The sequence below is a fragment of the Puerhibacterium puerhi genome (assembly GCF_009846865.1).
Taxonomy (GTDB): Bacteria; Actinomycetota; Actinomycetes; order Actinomycetales; family Cellulomonadaceae; genus Puerhibacterium; species Puerhibacterium puerhi.
In genome coordinates this window covers 1-20,123 of sequence record NZ_WUWN01000005.1, presented here as the reverse complement: position 1 = coordinate 20,123, position 20,123 = coordinate 1, and the positions used below count along the sequence as shown (strand labels likewise).

Annotated in this window: 19 protein-coding genes, 1 tRNA gene and 1 pseudogene; 11 read left to right on the top strand and 10 right to left on the bottom strand. The window is 75.1% G+C overall.

The features are described 5' to 3' along the window. Positions 1–7: 7 nt before the first annotated feature. The 6 genes from GSF02_RS04540 to GSF02_RS04515 all read right to left on the bottom strand — a co-directional run bounded on the left by GSF02_RS04540 (position 8) and on the right by GSF02_RS04515 (position 6,311). Positions 8–886, bottom strand: coding sequence for a carbohydrate ABC transporter permease (locus tag GSF02_RS04540; RefSeq protein WP_159793187.1), 879 nt, complete (start codon positions 884–886; stop codon positions 8–10). 5 nt (positions 887–891) lie between these two features. Beyond that, on the bottom strand, positions 892–1,848 hold the full coding sequence (locus GSF02_RS04535) for a carbohydrate ABC transporter permease (RefSeq protein ID WP_159793185.1): 957 nt from the start codon (positions 1,846–1,848) through the stop codon (positions 892–894). An 18-nt stretch (positions 1,849–1,866) separates the two neighbouring features. Beyond that, positions 1,867–3,216, bottom strand: coding sequence for an extracellular solute-binding protein (locus tag GSF02_RS04530; protein WP_159793183.1), 1,350 nt, complete (start codon positions 3,214–3,216; stop codon positions 1,867–1,869). Positions 3,217–3,290: 74 nt separating this feature from the next. Then, positions 3,291–4,316: a LacI family DNA-binding transcriptional regulator gene (locus GSF02_RS04525; RefSeq protein ID WP_159793181.1), complete on the bottom strand. Its 1,026-nt coding sequence runs from the start codon at positions 4,314–4,316 to the stop codon at positions 3,291–3,293. 88 nt (positions 4,317–4,404) lie between these two features. Then, on the bottom strand, positions 4,405–5,145 hold the full coding sequence (locus GSF02_RS04520) for an SDR family oxidoreductase (protein ID WP_159793179.1): 741 nt from the start codon (positions 5,143–5,145) through the stop codon (positions 4,405–4,407). Next, positions 5,142–6,311, bottom strand: coding sequence for a pyridoxal phosphate-dependent aminotransferase (locus tag GSF02_RS04515; protein ID WP_159793177.1), 1,170 nt, complete (start codon positions 6,309–6,311; stop codon positions 5,142–5,144). The genes GSF02_RS04520 and GSF02_RS04515 overlap by 4 nt, the downstream gene beginning before the upstream one ends. A gap of 102 nt (positions 6,312–6,413) precedes the next feature. On the opposite strand from GSF02_RS04515, the gene GSF02_RS04510 reads away from it, so the two are divergent. The 7 genes from GSF02_RS04510 to GSF02_RS04480 all read left to right on the top strand — a co-directional run bounded on the left by GSF02_RS04510 (position 6,414) and on the right by GSF02_RS04480 (position 13,163). Further along, positions 6,414–7,115, top strand: a complete 702-nt coding sequence (locus GSF02_RS04510) for a DnaJ family domain-containing protein (RefSeq protein WP_159793175.1) — start codon at positions 6,414–6,416, stop codon at positions 7,113–7,115. Between the two features lie 49 nt (positions 7,116–7,164). Continuing rightward, complete coding sequence (locus tag GSF02_RS04505) at positions 7,165–7,995, top strand: Nif3-like dinuclear metal center hexameric protein (RefSeq protein ID WP_159793173.1); 831 nt, start codon at positions 7,165–7,167, stop codon at positions 7,993–7,995. Positions 7,996–8,172: 177 nt separating this feature from the next. Beyond that, on the top strand, positions 8,173–8,568 hold the full coding sequence (locus tag GSF02_RS04500; protein ID WP_159793171.1) for a DUF6766 family protein: 396 nt from the start codon (positions 8,173–8,175) through the stop codon (positions 8,566–8,568). Further along, complete coding sequence (locus GSF02_RS04495) at positions 8,565–10,262, top strand: alpha-amylase family protein (protein ID WP_201308790.1); 1,698 nt, start codon at positions 8,565–8,567, stop codon at positions 10,260–10,262. Before GSF02_RS04500 ends, GSF02_RS04495 begins: the two co-directional genes overlap by 4 nt. Further along, on the top strand, positions 10,259–11,227 hold the full coding sequence (locus GSF02_RS04490; RefSeq protein ID WP_159793169.1) for a TIGR03885 family FMN-dependent LLM class oxidoreductase: 969 nt from the start codon (positions 10,259–10,261) through the stop codon (positions 11,225–11,227). The genes GSF02_RS04495 and GSF02_RS04490 overlap by 4 nt, the downstream gene beginning before the upstream one ends. 65 nt (positions 11,228–11,292) lie before the next feature. Next, positions 11,293–11,865: a DUF2231 domain-containing protein gene (locus GSF02_RS04485; protein ID WP_159793167.1), complete on the top strand. Its 573-nt coding sequence runs from the start codon at positions 11,293–11,295 to the stop codon at positions 11,863–11,865. Between the two features lie 164 nt (positions 11,866–12,029). Continuing rightward, positions 12,030–13,163: an alpha/beta hydrolase gene (locus tag GSF02_RS04480; RefSeq protein WP_235915376.1), complete on the top strand. Its 1,134-nt coding sequence runs from the start codon at positions 12,030–12,032 to the stop codon at positions 13,161–13,163. On the opposite strand, the gene GSF02_RS04475 is transcribed toward GSF02_RS04480, so the two are convergent. The 3 genes from GSF02_RS04475 to GSF02_RS18530 all read right to left on the bottom strand — a co-directional run bounded on the left by GSF02_RS04475 (position 13,114) and on the right by GSF02_RS18530 (position 16,443). Beyond that, complete coding sequence (locus GSF02_RS04475; RefSeq protein WP_235915360.1) at positions 13,114–13,824, bottom strand: GNAT family N-acetyltransferase; 711 nt, start codon at positions 13,822–13,824, stop codon at positions 13,114–13,116. The genes GSF02_RS04480 and GSF02_RS04475 overlap by 50 nt on opposite strands. Before the next feature lie 46 nt (positions 13,825–13,870). Further along, the gene (locus GSF02_RS04470; protein WP_408003854.1) at positions 13,871–14,500 is read right to left on the bottom strand and encodes a low molecular weight protein-tyrosine-phosphatase; all 630 of its coding nucleotides are present in this window, start codon (positions 14,498–14,500) and stop codon (positions 13,871–13,873) included. A 200-nt stretch (positions 14,501–14,700) separates the two neighbouring features. Beyond that, positions 14,701–16,443 (bottom strand): HNH endonuclease signature motif containing protein, encoded by a 1,743-nt coding sequence (locus GSF02_RS18530; RefSeq protein ID WP_201308789.1) that lies wholly within the window; start codon positions 16,441–16,443, stop codon positions 14,701–14,703. A 355-nt stretch (positions 16,444–16,798) separates the two neighbouring features. Here GSF02_RS18530 and GSF02_RS04450 point away from each other — a divergent pair, with 355 nt between their 5' ends. Together GSF02_RS04450 and GSF02_RS04445 are read left to right on the top strand one after the other, a co-directional pair. Then, positions 16,799–17,701: an SDR family oxidoreductase gene (locus tag GSF02_RS04450; RefSeq protein WP_159793165.1), complete on the top strand. Its 903-nt coding sequence runs from the start codon at positions 16,799–16,801 to the stop codon at positions 17,699–17,701. A gap of 658 nt (positions 17,702–18,359) precedes the next feature. Beyond that, positions 18,360–18,614: a hypothetical protein gene (locus GSF02_RS04445; protein ID WP_159793163.1), complete on the top strand. Its 255-nt coding sequence runs from the start codon at positions 18,360–18,362 to the stop codon at positions 18,612–18,614. Positions 18,615–18,748: 134 nt separating this feature from the next. Here the strand turns inward: GSF02_RS04445 and GSF02_RS04440 are convergent. Then, a tRNA-Leu gene (locus GSF02_RS04440) sits at positions 18,749–18,832 on the bottom strand. A 376-nt stretch (positions 18,833–19,208) separates the two neighbouring features. Here GSF02_RS04440 and GSF02_RS04435 point away from each other — a divergent pair. Next, positions 19,209–19,919 carry an FhaA domain-containing protein gene (locus tag GSF02_RS04435; protein ID WP_159793161.1) on the top strand — a complete coding sequence of 237 codons (711 nt, stop codon included), beginning with the start codon at positions 19,209–19,211 and terminating at the stop codon, positions 19,917–19,919. Between the two features lie 10 nt (positions 19,920–19,929). After that, positions 19,930–20,123, top strand: a pseudogene (locus GSF02_RS18760) (FHA domain-containing protein FhaB/FipA); the annotation flags it as partial.

The window sequence follows — 20,123 nt, the reverse complement described above, 5'->3', positions numbered from 1 at the left end:
GGGTCGGTCATCCTTTCACCGCTCCGGCGGACAGGCCCTCGAGCAGCTGCTTGCGCAGCAGCAGGAACACGAGGACGGTCGGGACGCTCGCGAGCACGGCGCCCGCGAGCACGAGGTCGAACGAACGGTTCTCGGCCTGGAAGAGCGTGTTGAGGCCGACCGGCAGCGTGTAGCTGCTGGAGTCGGAGACCAGCACGAGCGGCCAGAGGAACGAGTTGTAGGTCTGCAGGAAGCTCCAGACGGCGAGCGCCCCGAGCGAGGGGCGCAGCAGCGGCAGCACGAGGCGGCGGAAGATCTGGAACTCGGTGTTCCCGTCGATGCGGCCGGCCTCGAGGATCTCGTCGGGCACGGACTGCACGATGTACTGCTGCATCATGAAGATCCCGAAGGCCGGGGCCACCCAGGGCACGATCAGCGCGAACCACGGGTTCGACAGGTGGCTCTTGACCACCAGGATGAACAGCGGCACGAGGATGACCGCGAACGGCACGCTCAGCGACGAGAACATGACGCCGAACAGCAGGCGCTTGCCGGCGAACCGGAACTTCGCGAACCCGTAGCCGGCCAGGGCGCAGACGAACACGGACACGACGGTGGCGACCACCGCCACGCCGACGCTGATGCCGAACCAGCTCCAGAACGGCTGCTCGCCCAGGAGCCGCTGGTAGTTGTCGAGGGTGGCGGGCGCGGGGATCAGCGACGTGGAGGAGAAGATGTCGCCGCGCGGCTTGAACGACGCGGACACCGCCCAGGCGAGCGGGAACAGGAACACCAGCAGCAGCACGCCGAGGACGGCGTACAGCGCGACGCGGCCGGGGGCCACGCGGGGCCGGCGCCGGCGCGGCGCGCCCGCGGCGGTCCGGGCGACGGACGGGGCAGAGGTCACGGCGGTCACTGGGCCCTCCCGATGGCGAGCACGCGGTTCAGCACCTGGCTGACCACGAAGACGACGAGGAACAGCACGACGCCCGCGGCGGCGGCGTAGCCGAGCTGCTGGCGCTCGAAGGCGGCCCGGTAGATGAACATGGCCACCGAGAGCGTGGACTCCCCGGGCCCGCCGCGGGTGAGCAGGTAGGGCTCGTCGAAGAGCTGGGCCGCGCTGATGAAGCTCGTGACGACGACGAAGGCGGAGACGGGCTGGATGGCGGGCAGCGTCACGGTGGTGAACCGCCGCAGCGCCCCGGCGCCGTCGAGCGCCGCTGCCTCGTACAGCTCGCGCGGCACCGCCTGCAGCGCGGCGAGGAAGAAGATCGACAGGTAGCCGACCCACCGCCACAGCAGCACGAACGAGATGGCGACCTTGGCGAGGGTGGGGTCGCCGAGCCAGTCCACGGAGCCGATGCCGAACAGGGCCCGGAGCACGGTGTTGACCACGCCGTAGCTGCGGTCCAGCAGCAGGCCGTAGACGAGCGCGATGACGATGGGCGACAGCACCATCGGCACGAAGAACGTGACCCGGAACAGGTCGCGCGCCCGCAGGCCGCGCGCGTTGAGCGCCTGGGCCACGAGCAGGGCGCACGGCACGACGATCAGCACCGACACCAGCACGTACACGGCGGAGTTGCCGAGCGCGGTGCGGAAGCTGGTGTCGCGCAGCAGGTCGGCGTAGTTCCGGGCGCCGACGAACGTGGGCGTGCCCAGGCCGACCCACTCGGTGAGCGACAGGTACACCGCGGCCAGGACCGGCACGATCATGAACAGCACGTACAGGACGTAGAACGGCGCGATGAAGAGGTAGGGGGCGTTGCCGCCCGACGACGGCGAGCGCCGGCGCGTGCGGGCGGCGGGCGCCGCGTCGGCGGGCACGGCCGGCGGCCCGGCGGGGACGGTGGTGGTGACGGCGGTCATGGTGGTCTCCCGGGTGGCTCAGCGCTCGCTGCGGGTCTGGCCGCGGAACGCGTCGGCGGCGGTGCTGAGCGCCTCGGCGGGCGTGCGCCGCCCGCGGTAGGCGTCGAGCAGCGCACCGCTGAGCACGGTCTGCAGGATGCTCATGTCGGGGCTCTGGTAGTACGGGGGGATCTCGTCGACGATCTCGGCGTAGACCTCGAAGAGCGGCTGGCCGCCGAAGTAGTCGTTGCCGAGCGCGAGGAGCTCGGGGTCGTCGTAGACGCTGCGCAGGGTCGGCAGGTAGCCGAGCGCCTTGTACCGGGCCACCTGCTGGGCCGGCGAGAGGTACACCTTCTCGACGAGCTCGGCGGCGGCCTCGCTGTTCGGCTTGGCGCGCAGGGCCGCGAACCCGGTGCCGCCGCCCACCGACGTCCGGCTGCCGCCCTCGGTCATCCGGGGCAGCGGGCGGATCCGCCACCGGCCCGCCTGCTCCGGGACGTTCGGCTGGATGCCGTAGCTCGCGTACCAGCTCGGCATGCTCACGGCCGCGAGCTCGCCGGACTTGAGGGCCGCCTGGATGCTCCCGCCGTACATGTCGGTGACCGTGGTGAAGACGCCGCGTTGGATGCCGTCGACGAGGAACGCCAGCGCGCGCTCGGCCTCCGGCGTCTCGATGGTCAGCCGGCCCTCGGCGTCGAACAGGTTGCCGCCGGCCTGCATGAGCGGGATCTGGAAGCCCTGCAGCACCTGGCCGAGGTCGCTGCCGACGCCGACGGCGCCGTACCTGGTGCCCTTGCGGGACGAGACGGCCTCCGCGGCGTCGAGGAACTCCGCCCAGGTCTCGGGCGTCTCGAGCGACAGGCCGTCCTCGCGGAAGAGGTCCTCGCGGTAGTACTGCACGACGAGCGGGGCGTCGGAGTCGAGCGCGTAGAGCCGGCCGTCCTTGCTGAACGGGGCGACGCGCGCCTGGATGAGGTCGTCGCCGAGCCGGTCCCGGACGTCCGACAGGTCGACCAGGAGCTCCTCGGTGATGTTGCCGCGCAGCAGCCGGGCGAAGTTGCCGATCTCGAAGCCGGCGACGTCGGGCGTCCCGGTGCCCGCCACGGCCTGGGCCAGGACCTTGGTGACGAGGTCGGCCGAGCCGATCTTGGTCACGTCCAGCTCGTAGCGGAACCTGCTGCCCGACTGGACCACGGGGACGGAGTCCGTGAAGAACGTGATGTACCCGTCGTCGTGGGTCCAGAGGTCGAGGGTGACGTCGCCCGAGCGGACCGCTGCGGCGGTCTGGGTCGCGCACCCCGTCAGGGCGCCCGGCAGCGCGGCAGCGGCGGCGCCGACGAGGCCCCACCGCAGCAGCTGTCGCCGGGTGGGCGATGGTCCGATGCTCATGGTTCTCCTTCGATCCAGAGGCTCTGACTACGTAGTCAGCGGCGCGGACGCCGCACGTCGTGGTGCGGCGGGGGTCAGGCGAGCGGGGCGGTGGACTCCCGCACGACGAGCTGGGTGGGGATGCTGCGGTGTCGCTCCGTGGGCGGGTGGCCCTCGATGGTGCGCAGCAGCCGGTGCATCGCCAGGCGCGTCACCTCGGCGAAGTCCTGGCGGACGGTGGTCAGCGGCACGGCGAGGTACGCCGACTCCGGGGTGTCGTCGAAGCCGGCCACGCTGACGTCGCCGGGCACCGACAGCCCGGCGTCGGCGACCGCGCGCATCGCGCCGATCGCCATCGAGTCGTTGGCGACGAAGACCGCCGTGACGTCCCCGCGGCGCAGGACCTCGCGCATCGCCTCGTAGCCGGAGGCCGGCGACCAGTCGCCGCCGACGACGGGCGGGGCCGCGACGCCGGCGTCGTCGAGGGCCGCACGCCAGCCCTGCACGCGGCGGCCGCTGGCCGCCCAGGCCGGAGGCCCGGAGATGTGGTGCACCGTCGGGTGACCGAGGGCCAGCAGGTGCTCGGTGGCGCTGCGGGCCCCGCCGACCTCGTCCGCGCCGACCACGAGCTCGTCGGGGCGGTGCTGGGAGCTCGGGGTGTCGAAGCTCAGCAGGGGCAGGCCTGCCGGGACGGGCAGGGCCGGGTGGCCCAGGTCGATCGGCTCGGACAGGACGATGGCCTCGCAGCCCTCGTCGACGAGCCGCTCGATGGCCTCGCGGTACTCCTGCACGTCGTCGCCGGCCATCCGCGCGAGGCTGAGCGAGTACCCCGCGCGGCGCACGGCGTGCTCGACGCCCTCGAGGATCGACGCCGGGCCGTACGCGGTGGTGGTCACGGTGACCATGCCGATGCGGCGGCTGCGCCGGGTGACCAGGGCGCGGGCGGCGGCGTTGGGCCGGAAGCCGAGCTCGGCGATGGCAGCGGTGACCGCCTCGCGGACGGCCGCGGAGACGTTCGGCTCGTCGTTGACGACGCGCGAGACGGTCTTCTGGGACACGCCGGCGGCCCGGGCGATGTCCATCATCGACACCCGGTGAGCACCCTTGACCGCGTCCGCCATCTCAGCTCCTTCGCCTCGCGACCGGTGCAGTGGACCACAACGTTGACTACGTAGTCAACGGGAACGGCCGTGGCGGGCCGCCGACGTCTCAGCGCCCGCCGGCCACCCGCAGCGTCGTGCCCGCGACGTACGCCGCGGCGTCGGACAGCAGGAACGCGACGACGTCGGCCACCTCCCGCGGCGTGCCGACGCGCCCCATGGGGTGCGCGGCCGCCACGCGGGCCGCGCGCCCGGGGTCGCCCGCGCCGGCGTGGATGCCGGTGTCCACGGTGCCGGGCGCGACGCCGACCACGCGGACGCCCTGCCCGGCCACCTCCAGCGCCAGCCCGCGGGTGAGCGCGTCGACGCCCGCCTTCGCGGCGGCGTAGTGCACGTACTCGCCCGGCGCGCCGGTGGTGGCCGCCGCGGACGAGACGTTGACGAGCACGCCGCCCGCCCCGCCGCGGGCCGTGCTCAGCGCGCGCACGGCGGCCCGCGCCACGAGCACCGCGGCCGTGAGGTTGAGGTCGATCACCCGGCGCACCACGTCGGCCGGCGTCTCGGCGAGCGGCCCCACGTGCAGCGTGGCGCCCGCGTTGTTGACGACGCCGGTGAGCCGGCCGGCGGCCGCGGCGCGGGCGAACAGCTCCGCGACGCCGTCGTCGGTGGTCACGTCGGCGCGCACGAGCGTGCACCGCGCGCCGCGCGCCGCGACCGCGGCCGCGGTGGCCGCCGCGGCCTCCTCGTCGGCGGCGTACCCGAGCACCAGGTCGTGGCCGTCCTGGGCGAGCCGCTGCGCCATTGCGGCGCCGATGCCGCGGGTGCCGCCGGTGACGAGGGTGAGCGTCACAGCGTGGCCTGCCAGGCGACGATCCGGTCGACCGCACGCGCCACCGTCTCGGGTGCGGCCGCGAAGCTGAGGCGCACCCAGTCGCGCCCGCGCACGCCGTCGAAGTCGGTGCCCGGCGTCAGCGCCACGTCCGCCTCGGCCAGCAGGCGCGCGCAGTAGGTCTCGGAGTCGAGCCCCGTCGCGCTGATGTTCCCGTACAGGTAGAAGGCGCCGTCGGCCGGCGCGACGGGCCGCCAGCCGAGCTCGTCGGCCCGCTCGAGCAGGGCGGCCCGGCTCGTGGCGTACCGCGCCACGTTGGCGGCCGAGGCGGCGTAGCCCTCGGGCGTGAACGCGGCGACGCCGGCGTGCTGCGCGAGCGCGGGCGGCGAGAGCGCCACGTTGCCCGCCAGCGCGTCGACCGGGCCCACGAGCTCCTCGGGCAGCACGAGCCAGCCCAGGCGCCAGCCGGTCATCGCCCAGTACTTCGAGAACGAGTTGACGACGACCGCGCCCCGGTCGGCGTGCACCGCGGCGGTGGCCTGCTGGACGTCGTCGCTGTAGGCGATGCCGTGGTAGATCTCGTCGCTGATCAGGCGCACGTCGTGCTCCCCGCACCAGCGCGCGACGGCGTCGAGCTCGGCCGGCGCGATCATCGTGCCCGTCGGGTTGGCCGGGCTGGCCACGATCAGCCCGTCGAGGCCGCCGTCGTAGTAGGCCTCCATCAGCTGCGACACCGTGGGCTGGTAGCGCGTCTCGGGGCCGCAGTCGAGCTCGACCACCTCGCAGCCGAGCGCCGCGAGGATGTTCTTGTACGCCGGGTAGCCGGGCCGGGCGAGCGCCACGCGGTCGCCGACGTCGAACGACGCGAGGAACGCCAGCACGAACCCGCCGCTGGATCCCGTGGTGACGGCGACGCGGGCCGGGTCCACCTCGACGCCGTACCAGCGGGCGTAGTGCCCGGCGATCTCCCGGCGCAGCGCCGGGACGCCCAGCGCCTCGGTGTAGCCGAGGTCGCCCGAGCGCAGCAGCTCGATGGCGCGCTCGCGCACCTCGTCGGACGCCCCGGTGGCGGGCTCGCCCGCGCAGAGGTTGAGCACGTCGTGCCCCAGCGCCCGGCGCCGGTTGGCGGCGGCGAGCACGTCCATGACGGCGAACGGCGGCACGTGCGAGCGGTGGGAGACCTTCATGGGCCCATCTAAGCCGACCTACGCCGATCCGCCGCGGCGCCCGCCGGCCCCTGCCCCGGGCTCCGCGCTGACAGCCGCCGCGCCCTTCCCTAGCGTGGACGCATGGCCACGAGCGAGGGACCGGTCGACCCGCAGGGCGACCCGGGCAGCGACGAGCCGGTCCGGCGGCGCGACCCGCTGCTGGACGCCGCGCGCTACCGGATGGAGCGAGAGGTGGAGCGTGAGCGCGCCGAGCGGGCGGACGCCGGGGACGGCGCCGCCGGCGCGGCGGAGTCCGCGCCGCCGGTGCGCCGCGTGCGCGCCGACGAGCGTGCCCGCTGGGTGGACACGGTCGTCGACCAGGCCGTCCGCCGCGGCGAGTTCGACGACCTGCCGCTGGCGGGCAAGCCCATCCCGGGGCTCAAGGGCTCCTACGACCCGGACTGGTGGCTCAAGGGCCTGGTGGAGCGCGAGCAGATCACCGGCGTGCTGCCTGCCGCGCAGCTGCGCGAGGAGCACCGGCGCATGGAGGAGACGCTCGACCGGGAGGCCTCGGAGGAGGGCGTGCGCCGCGTCCTCGAGGACTTCAACGCCCGCGTGATCGACGCCCGGCGCCAGCTCACCGGGGGCCCGCCCGTGGTGACGCCGGTGCGCGACGTCGACGAGGAGGTGCTGGCCTGGCGCGCCCGGCGCCGCGCCATGGGCCTGCCCGTGCCGCCGTCCGCCGCCGAGCGCGCCGCGGCGGAGGAGCGCGCCCGGGCGGAGCAGGCCGGCACCCCCGCCGCGCGGGTGCGCACGCGCCACCGCTGGTGGCGCCGCGCCTGACCGGCGCGGGCGGCGCCGGCGTGCGGCGCCGGGCCCTACGGTGGCGACCATGACCGACGACGCCCGCCCCGCGACGCCGCTGTCCGCCGCTGACGTCGTCGACCTCCTGCTGGCCGCCACCGGCGTACCCGCCCGGGCCGCCACCGTGGACGGCGTCCTCGACGGGGACCCGGCCACGCCCGTCAGCCGCGCCGCGGTGACGACCATGGCGACCCTCGACGTGCTGCGCCGGGCCGCCGACGCCGGCGCGCAGCTGGTGGTCACCCACGAGCCGCTGTACTTCGACCACGCCGACGCCGCCCGGCGGGACCTCGAAGCAGAGGCAGACCCCGTCTACGCGGCCAAGCGCCGGTTCGTCGCGGAGCGCGGTCTCGTGGTCGCGCACCTGCACGACCGCTGGCACGACCGGCGGCCCGACGGCGTCGACGCGGCGACCGCCGAGGCGCTCGGCTGGCGGCTCGACCCCGCCGCGGCGGCCGACGGCCTCGCGCTGGCCACGGTGGGCCCCACGACGCTCGGGGAGCTCGCGCGGTACGTGGCCGCGCGGCTCGGGGCCACCGCGCTGCGGTACCTCGGCGACCCGGACGCGGTCGTGCGGCGCGTCGGGCTGGACCTCGGGTTCCGCGGCGCGGCGCGCAACCGCGCCCTGCTGCGCCGCCCGGACGTGGACGTCGCCGTCGTGGGCGAGTGCCACGAGTGGGAGACCGGCGAGTACGCGGCCGACGCCGTCGCGACCGGCGTGGCGGCCGGCCTGGTCGTCGTCGGGCACGTGCCCTCCGAGCAGGCCGCGAGCGCCGCGGTCGCCGCGCTGCTGCGCCGCGCCGTGCCCGGGCTCGGCGTCGACGTCGTCGCGACGCCGGACCTGTTCCGCGCCGCCTGAGCCGACCCCCGGGTCCCCCGGAGCGCCTGCCGCACGCGCCGCGCCTGCTCCCGCCAGCACGGACGACGCGCTGCGAGCGACACCGTGCCGCCCTAGCGTCGAGGCGTCGCCCCACCGAGGGGCGCGCCGGGCCCGGGGTGCGCCTCGGGCCCTGTCGACCAGGGGAGGTGCACCGGCATGAGCGTCAACGCGCCGGACGAGACCAAGTCCAAGCCCCCGTTCCACAAGGCCTACTCGTTCGGCATCGTCACGGGTGCGCTGTTCCTGTTCTCGTGGGTGGGGCAGTTCGTGTTCCAGCTCATCAGCGTCCGCAACGACGCCACCGAGCACGGCTCACCGTTCGCCTGGTCCGACTTCTTCCCGCAGTTCTTCTCGTCGACGTTCGAGAACTGGCAGTCGGAGTTCCTGCAGCTGGTCTGGCAGGCCGCCGGGCTGGCCCTCTTCTACTGGTGGGGCTCGTCGCAGTCCCGCGAGGGCGAGGAGCGCACGGAGGCCAAGCTCGACGCGCTCCTGCGGGAAAGGGGCATCGACCCCACGACCTTCGACTACCGCGAACGACAGGAGACCTCGTGACGTCCTGGTACCGCAACGCCGTCGTCTACCAGGCCGACGTCCGGATGTTCCACGACTCGGACGGCGACGGCTGGGGCGACGTGCGGGGCCTGACCCGGCGTCTCGACTACCTGCGCGGGCTCGGCGCCACCGCGGTGTGGCTGCTGCCCTTCTACACCTCCCCGTTCCGCGACGGCGGCTACGACGTCGCGGACCACCTGGCCGTCGACCCGCGCCTGGGCGACGTGGCGGACGTCGCGCGGATGCTCGAGGCCGCCGACGACCTGGGCCTGCACGTGCTGCTCGACCTGGTGTGCCAGCACACCTCGGACCAGCACCGGTGGTTCCAGGAGGCCCGCTCGAGCCGCAAGAGCCCCTACCGCGACTACTACGTGTGGTCCGACGAGCCGGTCGAGACCGGCGTCGAGCCGATGTTCCCGGACGTCGAGGACGGCGTGTGGACCTGGGACGAGGAGGCGCAGCAGTTCTACCGCCACTCGTTCTACTCGTTCGAGCCCGACCTGGCGCTGGACAACCCGCGGGTGCGGGACGAGCTGTGGCGGATCATGACGTTCTGGCTGCGCCTGGGCGTCTCGGGGTTCCGGGTGGACGCGGTGCCGCACATGGTGGAGCGGGCGCGCGCCGCCGACCCGAGCGACGGCGGGCAGTGGCTGGTGCGCGAGATGCGCGACGTGGCCGACCGCCACGGCCACGACGCCGTGCTGCTCGGCGAGGTCGACGTCGAGCCGCAGCAGTACGCCGACTACTTCGGCACCCGGGACACGGGCCACGGCGACGGCATGACGATGCTGCTCGACTTCTACCTCAACAACCACCTGTTCCTGGCGCTCGCCCGCGACGACGCCCGGCCGCTGGTGGAGGCCCTCGGCCGGCACCCGCAGCCGCCGCAGCACGGCGCGTACGCCCAGTGGCTGCGCAACCACGACGAGCTCGACCTCGAGCAGCTCACCGCCGTCGAGCGCGACGACGTGCTCAAGGCGTTCGCCCCCACGAGCCACGAGCAGGCGTACGGCCGCGGCATCCGCCGCCGGCTCGCCCCGATGCTCGACGGCGACGTGCGGCGGGTCGCGATGGCGCACGCCGTGCTGTTCTCGCTGCCGGGCCCGCCGGTGCTGCGGTACGGCGACGAGATCGGGATGGGCGACGACCTGTCGCTGCCCGAGCGCGAGGCCGTCCGCACGCCGATGCAGTGGACGGACGGCCCCAACGCGGGGTTCTCGACGGCGCCGGCCGACCGCCTCGTGGCGCCCGTGATCACCGACGGGCCGTTCGGGCACCGACGGGTCAACGTCTACGAGCAGATGGTGCAGCCGGACAGCCTGCTGACCAAGGTCGGGCAGATGATCCGCGCCCGGCTGGGGCTGCGGGAGACCGGCACCGTCACCCCCGAGCCCGTCGAGGTGCGGCTCGCGTCCGGCGGCGCGGCGCACCCGGTGCTGGCGCTGCGCTACGCGCACGAGGGCTCGTGGGTGCTCATGCTGACGAACCTCGCCGACGAGGACCTCGAGGTCGCCCTGTGCGTGGAGACTGCCGACGCCCCGTTCGTCGACGTGCTGGCGGACCAGCCCTACGGCCAGGTCGGGGGCGCGACGGTACCGGTCGACGGCGTGGAGCGACCGGTCGCGCGCCTGGCCGCCCACGGCTACCGCTGGCTGCGCCCCCGCGACCGGCACGGGGTGTGTGAGGCCCCGTGACCGCCGTCGGCATCCACGCCTCCCACGAGCAGCTGCACCCCACGGACCTGCTCGCGCTGGTCCGGCGCGCCGAGGAGGCCGGCTTCGGCGCCGCGATGTGCTCCGACCACCTCGAGCCCTGGGGCCGGGCCCAGGGCCACTCGGCGTTCGCCTGGGCGTGGCTCGGCGCCGCCCTGGCCGGCACCTCGCGCCTGACGTTCGGGTCGGTCACCGCGCCCGGCCAGCGCTACCACCCGGTGGTGGCCGCGCAGGCCGTCGCGACGCTCGAGGCCATGTACCCCGGGCGCACCTGGGTGGCGCTCGGGTCGGGGGAGAACCTCAACGAGCACGTCACCGGCGCCCCCTGGCCGCCCAAGGACGTGCGCGACGCGCGGCTGCGCGAGTGCGTCGAGGTGATCCGCGCGCTGCTGGCCGGGCAGGAGGTGACCCACCACGGCCTCGTCGAGGTGGACTCCGCGCGCCTGTGGACGCTGCCGGAGCAGCCGCCGCCGCTGTTCGGCGCCGCCATCACGCCGCAGACGGCGGCCGCGCACGCCGACTGGGCCGACGGGCTCATCACCACGAACCAGCCGCTCGACGACCTGCGCAAGGTCGTCGAGGCCTACCGGTCCGCCGGCGGGCGCGGCGACCTCGCCGTCCAGGTCCACCTCGCGTGGGCCCCGTCGCTCGCCGACGCCGAGCGCACGGCCGTCGCGCAGTGGGGCACCAACACGTTCCCGCCGCCGCGCAGCTGGGACCTGGCGAGCCCGGAGGCGTTCGAGGCCGCGTCGGCCGGCGTGGGGATCGACGAGGTGCGCGAGGTCGTGCACGTCACCGACTCCCTCACCGGGCTCGGCGACTACCTCGGCGCGCTGGTCGAGGCCGGCGCCGACCGGCTGTACCTGCACCACGTCTCGGCCGACCGGGCCGAGCTCGAGCGCTTCGTGGACGCGTTCGCCGAGCGCGTCCTGCCCCAGCTGTCCTGACACGTGAGGACCGACTGTCCTGGCCGTCCCGACGGGACGGTCCTGACCGCACTGAGGAGGTCACCATGACGGTGGAAACGATGCCGGCGTCGCCCGCGGCCCGCGCGACCCAGCAGCTCGAGAGCAGCGCCGGGCTGGATCCGCTCGTCGGCGTGCTCGGCAGGCTCGCCAAGGCGCTGGTGCCCGGCGGGCGCCTGCGGCAGGAGCTGCGCGGGCGGTCCCTCGGGCACGCCCTGCACCCGATCATGACCGACCTGCCGATCGGCGCGTGGGTCAGCGCGACGGTGCTCGACCTCACCGGCCCGCGCAAGCACGCGGACGCGGCGCGCAAGCTGGTCGGCACCGGCGTGCTGCTGGTGGCGCCCACCGCGCTGAGCGGCCTGGCCGACTGGTCGGGCCTCAAGGACGAGAAGTCCAGCCGGCTGGGTGCCGTGCACGCCACGCTGAACGGCGTCGCCGGCTCGCTGTACGCGACGTCGTGGTTCCTGCGGCGCAGGGGCCGCACGGGGCTCGGGGTGGTCACCGCCCTGGCCGGCGGCGGCGTCGTGGCGGTCAGCGGGTACCTCGGCGGGCACCTGACGCTCGCCCGGCAGGAGCCCGGGCACAGCGGTGCGAGCGAGGTCAGCGGGACCGACTGAGGCGGCGGTACGGTCGGGCCGTGGGTATCGAGACGGCCGCGGGGGCGGCCCGCGGCCCGGCCGCGCCGCCTCCGGGCGCCGGCGGGGGCACGGGGGCCGGCGGGGCGACCGGGGCCGACGGTGCGTCCGGCGGCGCTGCCGCGCCGGCCTGGGAGCCGGACGGGCTGCCCGGGTTCGAGCGGCTCACCCTGCCGCTGGCGCCCGACGACGAGGGGCCCGTGGTCGCGACGCTCGTGCGGCGCGCCCACGGCACGGCCACGGCTGCGCCCGGGGCCTCGTCCCACGCCGGTGAGCGTGGCGACGCCGTACCCGACGCCGTACCCGACGCCGGCGTCGACGTGCTGTACGTCCACGGCTGGATCGACTACTTCTTCCAGGCCCACGTCGCCGACTTCTGGGAACGGCTGGGCGTGCGCTTCCACGCCCTGGACCTGCGCAAGTACGGCCGCAGCCTGCGCCCGCACCAGACCCCCGGCTACACCACGAGCCTGCGCACCTACGACGAGGACCTCGAGGCGGCCCTCGCCGCGATGGGCCACGCGCCCGGCACGACCGACCGCCGTCGGCTCGTGCTCATGGGCCACTCGACCGGCGGCCTGACCCTGAGCCTGTGGGCCGCCCGGCACCCCGGCCGGGTCGACGGCCTGGTGCTCAACAGCCCGTGGCTCGAGTTCCAGACGCGCGAGGTGGGCCGCCGCGTGCTCGAGCCCGGCATCCGGGCGCACGCGGCGGTCGCGCCCCGCAGCCGGCTCGTCAACGTGGACCTCGGGTTCTACACCCGCTCGATCTCCGCCCGGTTCGACGGCGAGTGGGACTACGACGCCGCGTGGCGGCCCGACCTCGGGTGGCGCGCGACGCCGGCCTGGCTCGCCGCCGTCTTCCGCGGGCACGAGCAGGTCGCCCGTGGGCTGGACATCGACGTGCCGATCCTGGTGCTGCTGTCCGCGCGCTCCACCATCGGCGTGCGGTGGCACCCCGACATGCTGACCAGCGACTCCGTGCTCGACGTCGTCGGCGTGGCGCGCCGCGTGCCCAGCCTCGGGTCGTTGGTCACGCTGGTGCGCCTCGACGGCGCGCTGCACGACGTGACGCTGTCGGCCGCGCCGGTGCGCGACGTCGTCTGGCGGGAGACGGAGCGCTGGTACCGCGCGTACGTGGCGCCCGCGCCGCCGCCCGCCGAGCCGCAGGCCCCGGCGGCCGAGCACGCGTTCCGGGAGCGCGTGCTGCGGCTGGCCCGGCTGGCGCGGCTCAGTGCAGCGCGCGCACCATCTCGAGCTCTCGGCCCGTCGAGGCGATGAGCTCGCGGCCGGAGGGCGCGAAGCCGGCCTTGCGGTAGGCGCCCTGCGCGCGGCCGTTGTCGGCGTGCACGTAGAGCCGCGCCCGCTCGACGCCGCGCTCGACGCCCCAGGCGACCACGGCGTCGATCATCCGCTGCACCACGCCCTGGCCACGGTGGTCGGGGTGCAGCCACACGCCCACCACGTGCACCTGGAGCATCTCGACGGGCCGGCCCTCGAAGTCCTGGGCCCCCGGCTGCTCCAGGAGCCCGGTGACCGAGCCGACCCAGCGCCCCGGCACGGCGGACGCTCCCGTGTCCTCGCTCGGGCCGGACCGCCCGTCGAGCGGGCCGCCGGCGCCGTCGCCCGGCACTTCCGCGACGTACTGCACCACCGTCTGGGCAGCGGCCGCGGCCGTGGTCCGGCCCTGCCAGAAGGTGTCGGGCTGCGCGGCCGCGTTGGCGTACGTGTCGAGGAACGCCATCGCGGCCGCAGGGTCGCGCAGCATCTCGAGGCGTACGTCGCGCACGGCCGCCCACTCCTCGGCGCGGACCCGGCGGATCACCGGGAGCACGGGGCCACCGGTCGGCGCTGCGGCATCGGCGGCTCCTGAGGCGGGACCGGCCGCGGGACCGGCGGCGGGACCGGCGGCGGTCGAGCCACCGACGACGGACTCAGTCATGACGGCATCCTGCCTGGTGTCGCCGGTTCTCGGGTGATCTCGCCGGTCACGCCGGCCGTGCTGCCGCTCCGTCGGCCCGGGCGAGCTTCGCACGCACGAACTCCACGACCCCGTCGGCTCCCGCCTCGATCTCGGCCAGGCACTGCTCGAAGTCCTCCATGCCGCCGTACCAGGGGTCGTCGACGTCGAGCACGTGCTCGCTCTCGCCCGGGCCGACCCGCGGTGCGTCGGGGTCGAAGGAGCGGTACATCCGGATCACCGGGCCGCGGCCGTCCGCCTCGAACCGGCCGGCGTCGGAGTCGCCGCCGGACCGGTCACCGGTGAGCCGGTCGCCGGCGAACCCGGCACGGGCTGCCAGCCGGCGCAGCGCGCGGGCGTGGTGGGCGGTCATGGGCAGCAGCAGGTCGCGGCCGGCCACCTCGGCCGCGGTCACCTGGTGCGCACGGTGCCCGTCCCCGGTGTCGTAGCCGTGCTCGGCGAGCACGCGGCGCGCGCGCCGGTCCACGGGGTTGCCGTGCTCCTCGTCGCTCACGCCAGACGAGTCGACGACGACACGGTCGCCGAGTCCCGCGGCCTCGAAGCGGTCGCGCAGGACGATCTCGGCGATGGGGGAGCGGCAGATGTTGCCCGTGCAGACGGTCATCACGCGGTAGACGTCGGAGCTCACGCGCTCCATTGTCCCGCGCCGGCGACGGGCGGCCCGCGGGGCAGCCTTCGACGCCGACCACGCGCGCCCGTCGGCCTCGGTGCCGCCGCACCGGTGACCGCGCCGATCCCACCCGCCCTTCGGCCTCGGCGCCATTGCCCTGGTGACCGCGCCGATCCCGCCCTGCCGCGGACACGCTCCGCCAGTCCTTCAGCACGGCTTCGGCCTGGTCACGCGGCAGCACCGCCCGCGAGGGCGGGGCCCTCCGGCACGGGACCGTGCCCGACGTCTCGCGCGCTCCCGGCGTCTCGCCCGCTCCCAGCCGCCGGGACGGCGACGACCCGCCGCCCGTGCCGGTCGGTGAACACCCAGTGTCCGTGCTCCCAGCGCATCGTCACGCCAGTGGTGTCGACCACCGTGTGGTGGTGCCAGCAGAGCAGCGCCGCGTTGTCCACGGAGGTCGCGCCGCCGTCTGCCCAGTGCGTGACGGCGTGGTGGACCTCGCAGCGGCCGGGGGGTTCCTGGCACCCGGGCCAGGTGCAGCGGCGGTCGCGGGCGATGACCGCGCGGCGCAGCTGCCCCGTGATCGTGCGCCGGGAGCGTCCGACGTCGAGCACCTGCGAGTCCGGGCCGAACACGACGCGCGTCACCTCGGCGTCGCAGGCGATCTTGGCGAGCAGCGCCCGCGGGAGCGGGCCCATGTCGTCCGCCCAGGTGGGGTGCTCGGTCGCCGGGTCGGTGAGGGCCCGGACGTCGAGTGCGGGTTCTCGCGGTGGGACGCCGCTCCGGGCCGTCGGCGGCAAGGACCGTGGCGGGCCCGCACCGGGGGCGCTCCCGCCGGCCCCGCCGGCCCCGCCGAACCCGCCGAACCCGCCGAACCCGCCGAACCCGCCGGCCCCGCCGAACCCGCCGGCCCCGTCGAACCCGTCGGTCCCTTCGGCCCCGTCGGCCGAGGCGGTGCGGCGGTCCGCGTCCACCAGGGCGCGCTGCAGCTCGGTCCAGGACACGTGCACCGTCACGTGCGGGCGCACCGACGCTCCCGGCGCGACGAGCCCGCTGTCGAGCGCGACCCGCGCGAGGTCCGCGAGCGCCTGCGCCCGCCGCTGCTGCAGGGTCCGCCGGTCGTCGGCCGCGGGGGCCGCCGGTGCGAGGCCGCCGTGCAGGTCTCGAGCCGTATCGGGCGGCTCCGAGGTGCCCGCACCGCTCCCACCGCCAGGCGTCATGAGCGCGTCGAGCGCCGTCCTGAGCTGCTGCCCGTGCTCCGTCGTGAGGAAGCCGGCGAGGTGGTAGCCACCCCAGGTCGGCGCCAGGTCGACGAACTCGCGCTCGGTCGCCCGCCGGTAACCGCGCTCGTCGGCCTCGGGGTCCGCGACGTGCGCGAACCGCCGCAGCAACCGCTGGAACGTGCCGATCGGCTGCCGGCCGGCGAAGGTCAGCAGGTACTCCTCGCCCGTCGGCCCCGCGCCGTCGCGGTCGGCGCCGTCTGGGGCGTCTGGGGCGTCGACGCCGGCGACGGGTGCGGAGAGAGCGGCGCGCCGCGCCTCGGACGTCGGCGTGATGTCGACCATCGCCGCCAGCTCGTCGACGCCCAGGCGGCCCTCCAGCGCGGCGCGCGCGGAGGCGGGCAGGTCCGCCCGCAGGCGGGTCGCGGTGCGCACCTCGGCGTTCGCACGCCGGCGGGTGATCCCGTCCTGGCGGGCCAACCACGCGGCGAACGTCCGCGAACCGTCGAGCGCCCACCGCCCGTCGTCCTCGAGGTGCCGCAGCATGCCCAGGCGCGCGGTGTCGATGCGGGTCGTGGCGGCCCGGACCCGCGACTGCGCGGTCGCCAGCTCCGGCACGGGGACGCTCGCCAGGTCGCCGCCGGCGGCGAGCCGGGCGAGCAGGTTCGCGGCGTCGTCGAGCAGCCGCACCGCGCGCTCCAGCAGGGCGCCCGTCCCGACGCCCTCGTCCTCGAGCTGCTCCACCGCCACACGACCACCCCCTCCCGTCTCGCGCCACCGTGCGCGGCCCCGACCGCCGTCGAACCGTCGGCCGTCTGACCGCCCGCACCAGCGCCCGATCCCGGGACCCGGAAGTCCCTCCACCGGGCTCCTCCACGTCCCCGTCGACACCACCGACGCTACCCCCACCCACCGACATCCATGCAGGTCAGACGCCAAATCTGTGGATGTCCGCGCGAACTTCCACCGTCCACAGGACAGGCCGCACGCTCCCACGGCGACACCGCGGCACGGCGACCCGGACCGGCCCCGCCGCGGGCTCCGGACGCCACACGGGGAGCCGTCCGGCGGGACGATCGCCCGGCCCCGTCCTACGGTGTGGCACATGGGACAGGCGAACGGCGTCGTCGCCGTCACGGGCGCGTCCGGACGGCTGGGGGGACGGCTCGCCCTGCGGCTCGCCGCGGAGGGGGCTCGCCAGCGCCTCGTGGTGCGCGACCCGGCGCGCGCGCCGCGGCTCGCCGACGGCAGCGCGCTGCCGCAGGCCGAGGTGGTCGTCGCGGGGAGCTATGCCGACGGCGAGGCCATGCGCCGGGCGTTCGACGGCGCCCGCACGGTGCTCCTGGTCAGCGGCCGCGAGGAGCCGGGGCGCGTGGAGCAGCACCGCAGCGCCGTCGACGCGGCGGTGGCGGCCGGCGTCGAGCGGATCGTCTACACCTCGTTCGTCGGCGCCGCCGAGGACGCCGTCTTCACCTTCGCGCGCGACCACTGGCACACCGAGCAGCACGTCCGCCACTCCGGGCTGCGCTGGACGTTCCTGCGCGACAACCTCTACCACCACGCCCTGACCACGTTCGTCGGCCCCGACGACGTGATCCGCGGCCCCGCCGGCGACGGGCGGGTCGCGTCCGTCTCGCACGACGACGTCGCGGACGTCGCCACCGCCGTCCTGCTCGACGAGCGGCCGCGCGCCCACGACGGGCGCACGTACGAGCTCACCGGACCCCGGTCCCACACGCTGCACGAGGTCGCCGAGGTCCTGTCCCGTCTCACAGGCCGGACCATCCGCTACGAGCCCGAGTCGCTCGAGGAGGCCTACGCCTCCCGCGCCGGCTACGACGTCGACCCGGCGGTGGTGGAGGGGTGGGTGACCTCGTACGCCGCGATCGCGGCCGGAGATCTGGCGCGCGTGTCCGACGACGTCCCGCACCTGGTCGGACGGCCCGCCCGAGGGTTCGAGGAGTGGCTCGACGACTACCCCGACCAGTGGGCCCACCTGCTGCGCTGACGGGTGCGGCACGCAGCCTCCCCCGGGCACGACGACGGCAGGGTCGGCGCCGTCGCCCGCCCCATGCAGGCGGGCGCTTCGTCACCGGCTCCTCCCTCGGCGAAAACCCCTTGGCGAGGTCGGTGCGCGGGCGTACCGTCGTCGGCACGTAAGAAGGGAGGTGATCCGGAAGTTGAAGACTCTTCGGACCTACGAGGTGGTCGCGCGCTGACCGTCGCGCGTCTCGACTGACGTTCGTGTCCCGCCTCCGCCGGAGGCCGGGCACGCCGGACGGGAAGCGAGTTCATCGCGTCCACCGGAGCCCGCGGGTGCCGTGCCCTCGTCCAGCACGGTGGGAGGGAGACCTCCAGCCCGCGGGCTCTTCCGTGCCCGGAAGCAGCGAGCACATCAGGTTCGAGCTCCCTGAGCTGTACTGGGAGTGCGGAAGGCCCCGATCCCCGCCGGGATCGGGGCCTTCCTGCGCTCCGGAAAGTTCCCCGGACAAGTAGGGGGCGTCGCCTCCGAACGATCGAGATCGCCGCACGACACCTGGGCAGCCTGTCCGGTGGCTGCGACCTCCCGGACAAGAGAGGTGACAGACCGCGGTGCGCCAACAGCGGTCTCTGACGTCGGGCAACCGCCCGACGTCAACACCCGGACCGACCCAATGGAGGTCACCTTGTTCGCAGACCTGGCCGTCTGGCTCATCATCTGGCTCACCGTCGTCGGCCCCGTCCTCTGGATCTTGGGGCTCGTGGCCTCTCCGCCCACGGCTGGCATGGCTGCCTCCATCGCCCTCGGAGCGGCGGTGGTCGCCCTCGTCGCCACCACCTTGTTGCTGCACGGACCGCAGGCTGCGACCGGGATGTTGCATGTCATCGCTGAGATCATCGAGGCGCTGCCCGGCGTACCCAGCCACACCGGCCGGGAGTAGCGCGTCGCGCGCGCCGGTTCGAGGCTCACGTTCCGTGCCGGACGCGTGAGCGCTACGCCGACGTTTGGGCCGGAGTGACGGTTGGAAATGACGAAGGCCCCGATCCCTGCTGGGACCGGGGCCTTCGTGCTGCGTGCGCGAGGGGGGAGTTGAACCCCCACGCCCTTTCGGGCACACGGACCTGAACCGTGCGCGTCTGCCTATTCCGCCACTCGCGCGCTGCCGGAGCAATCTAGCACGAGCCGGGCGGAGGTCCCCAATCGGCCGTCCGGGCGCCTCCGAGGACGGCCGTGGCCCGCGCCGCAGCGGCCCTCGCGCCGGCCGCCCGGCCCGACCGCCGGGCCCCGTGGCCCGCGCCACGCCGGACGCCCCCGCACGCCTGCCACCACGCCGATTTCCCCGGCACGTCCGCAGGACGTCCACACGATCCGGGGCGTCGCACCCACCCGGCTGCCTACGATCTAGGTAGTCTGCCCGCGGCGTCGTCCGCGCCTGCTCGCGCGCCCGTGCTCCTCGGCACGGTCCCGTGCGGGAGGTGCGGGGCGGCGGCGACGAGCACGAGAGACGTGCGACGGGCCCGCGAGAGGAGGTGGCATGGGCGTCCTGGACCGCTTCGAGAAGAGCGTCGAGCGCGTGATGAACAACGCGTTCTCCAAGCTCGGCCACGGCGAGGTCAAGGCCGTGGAGCTGGCGAGCCGCCTGCGCCGTGAGCTGGACGACCGCGCCGCGGTGGTCGGTCGCGACCGCACCGTGGCACCGAACGAGTTCACGGTGGAGCTCTCGCCGCAGGACTTCGGCCAGATCGAGCAGTGGGGTGCCGAGACGCTCGCCGACGAGCTCGCCACGAACCTCACCGAGTACGCCGTCTCGCAGCACTACGCGTTCGTCGGCCCGGTCAGCGTGTCCTTCGAGGAGCACCCCGACCTCGTCGGCGGCCGCTTCCAGGTGCGCAGCGCCACGGTGCGCGGTGCCGTCGCCCCCGCGACGTCGCAGCCCAGCACGCGCCATCCGCTGATCGACATCGACGGCCAGCGCTACCTGCTCACGGGCCCCGTCACGGTCATCGGCCGCGACCCCGACGCCGACATCGTCGTCGACGACCCGGGCGTCTCCCGCAAGCACCTGGAGATCCGCGTCACGCCCGACGGCGTCATCGCCACGGACCTGGGCTCCACGAACGGCCTGTACGTCGAGGGCCACCAGGTCCCTGCCGCGACGCTGCTCGACGGCAACACGCTGACCATCGGCCGCACCCGGATCATGTTCTGGTCCGGCGCGGCCGCCGCCGACCACGAGGACTGGTGACCCCGCCCCGATGAGTGAGCTGACGTTCACCCTGCTGCGGCTGGGATACCTCGTCCTGCTGTGGGTGTTCGTGCTCACCGCGATCGGTGTGCTGCGTCGCGACCTGTCGACGCGCGCCGGCCGCGGCGCCTCCTCGCGCCGCAAGAGCCGCGACGCCGCGCCGGCCGACGCCGGTGCCGCCGCGGCGGTCGCGGCCCCGGCGGC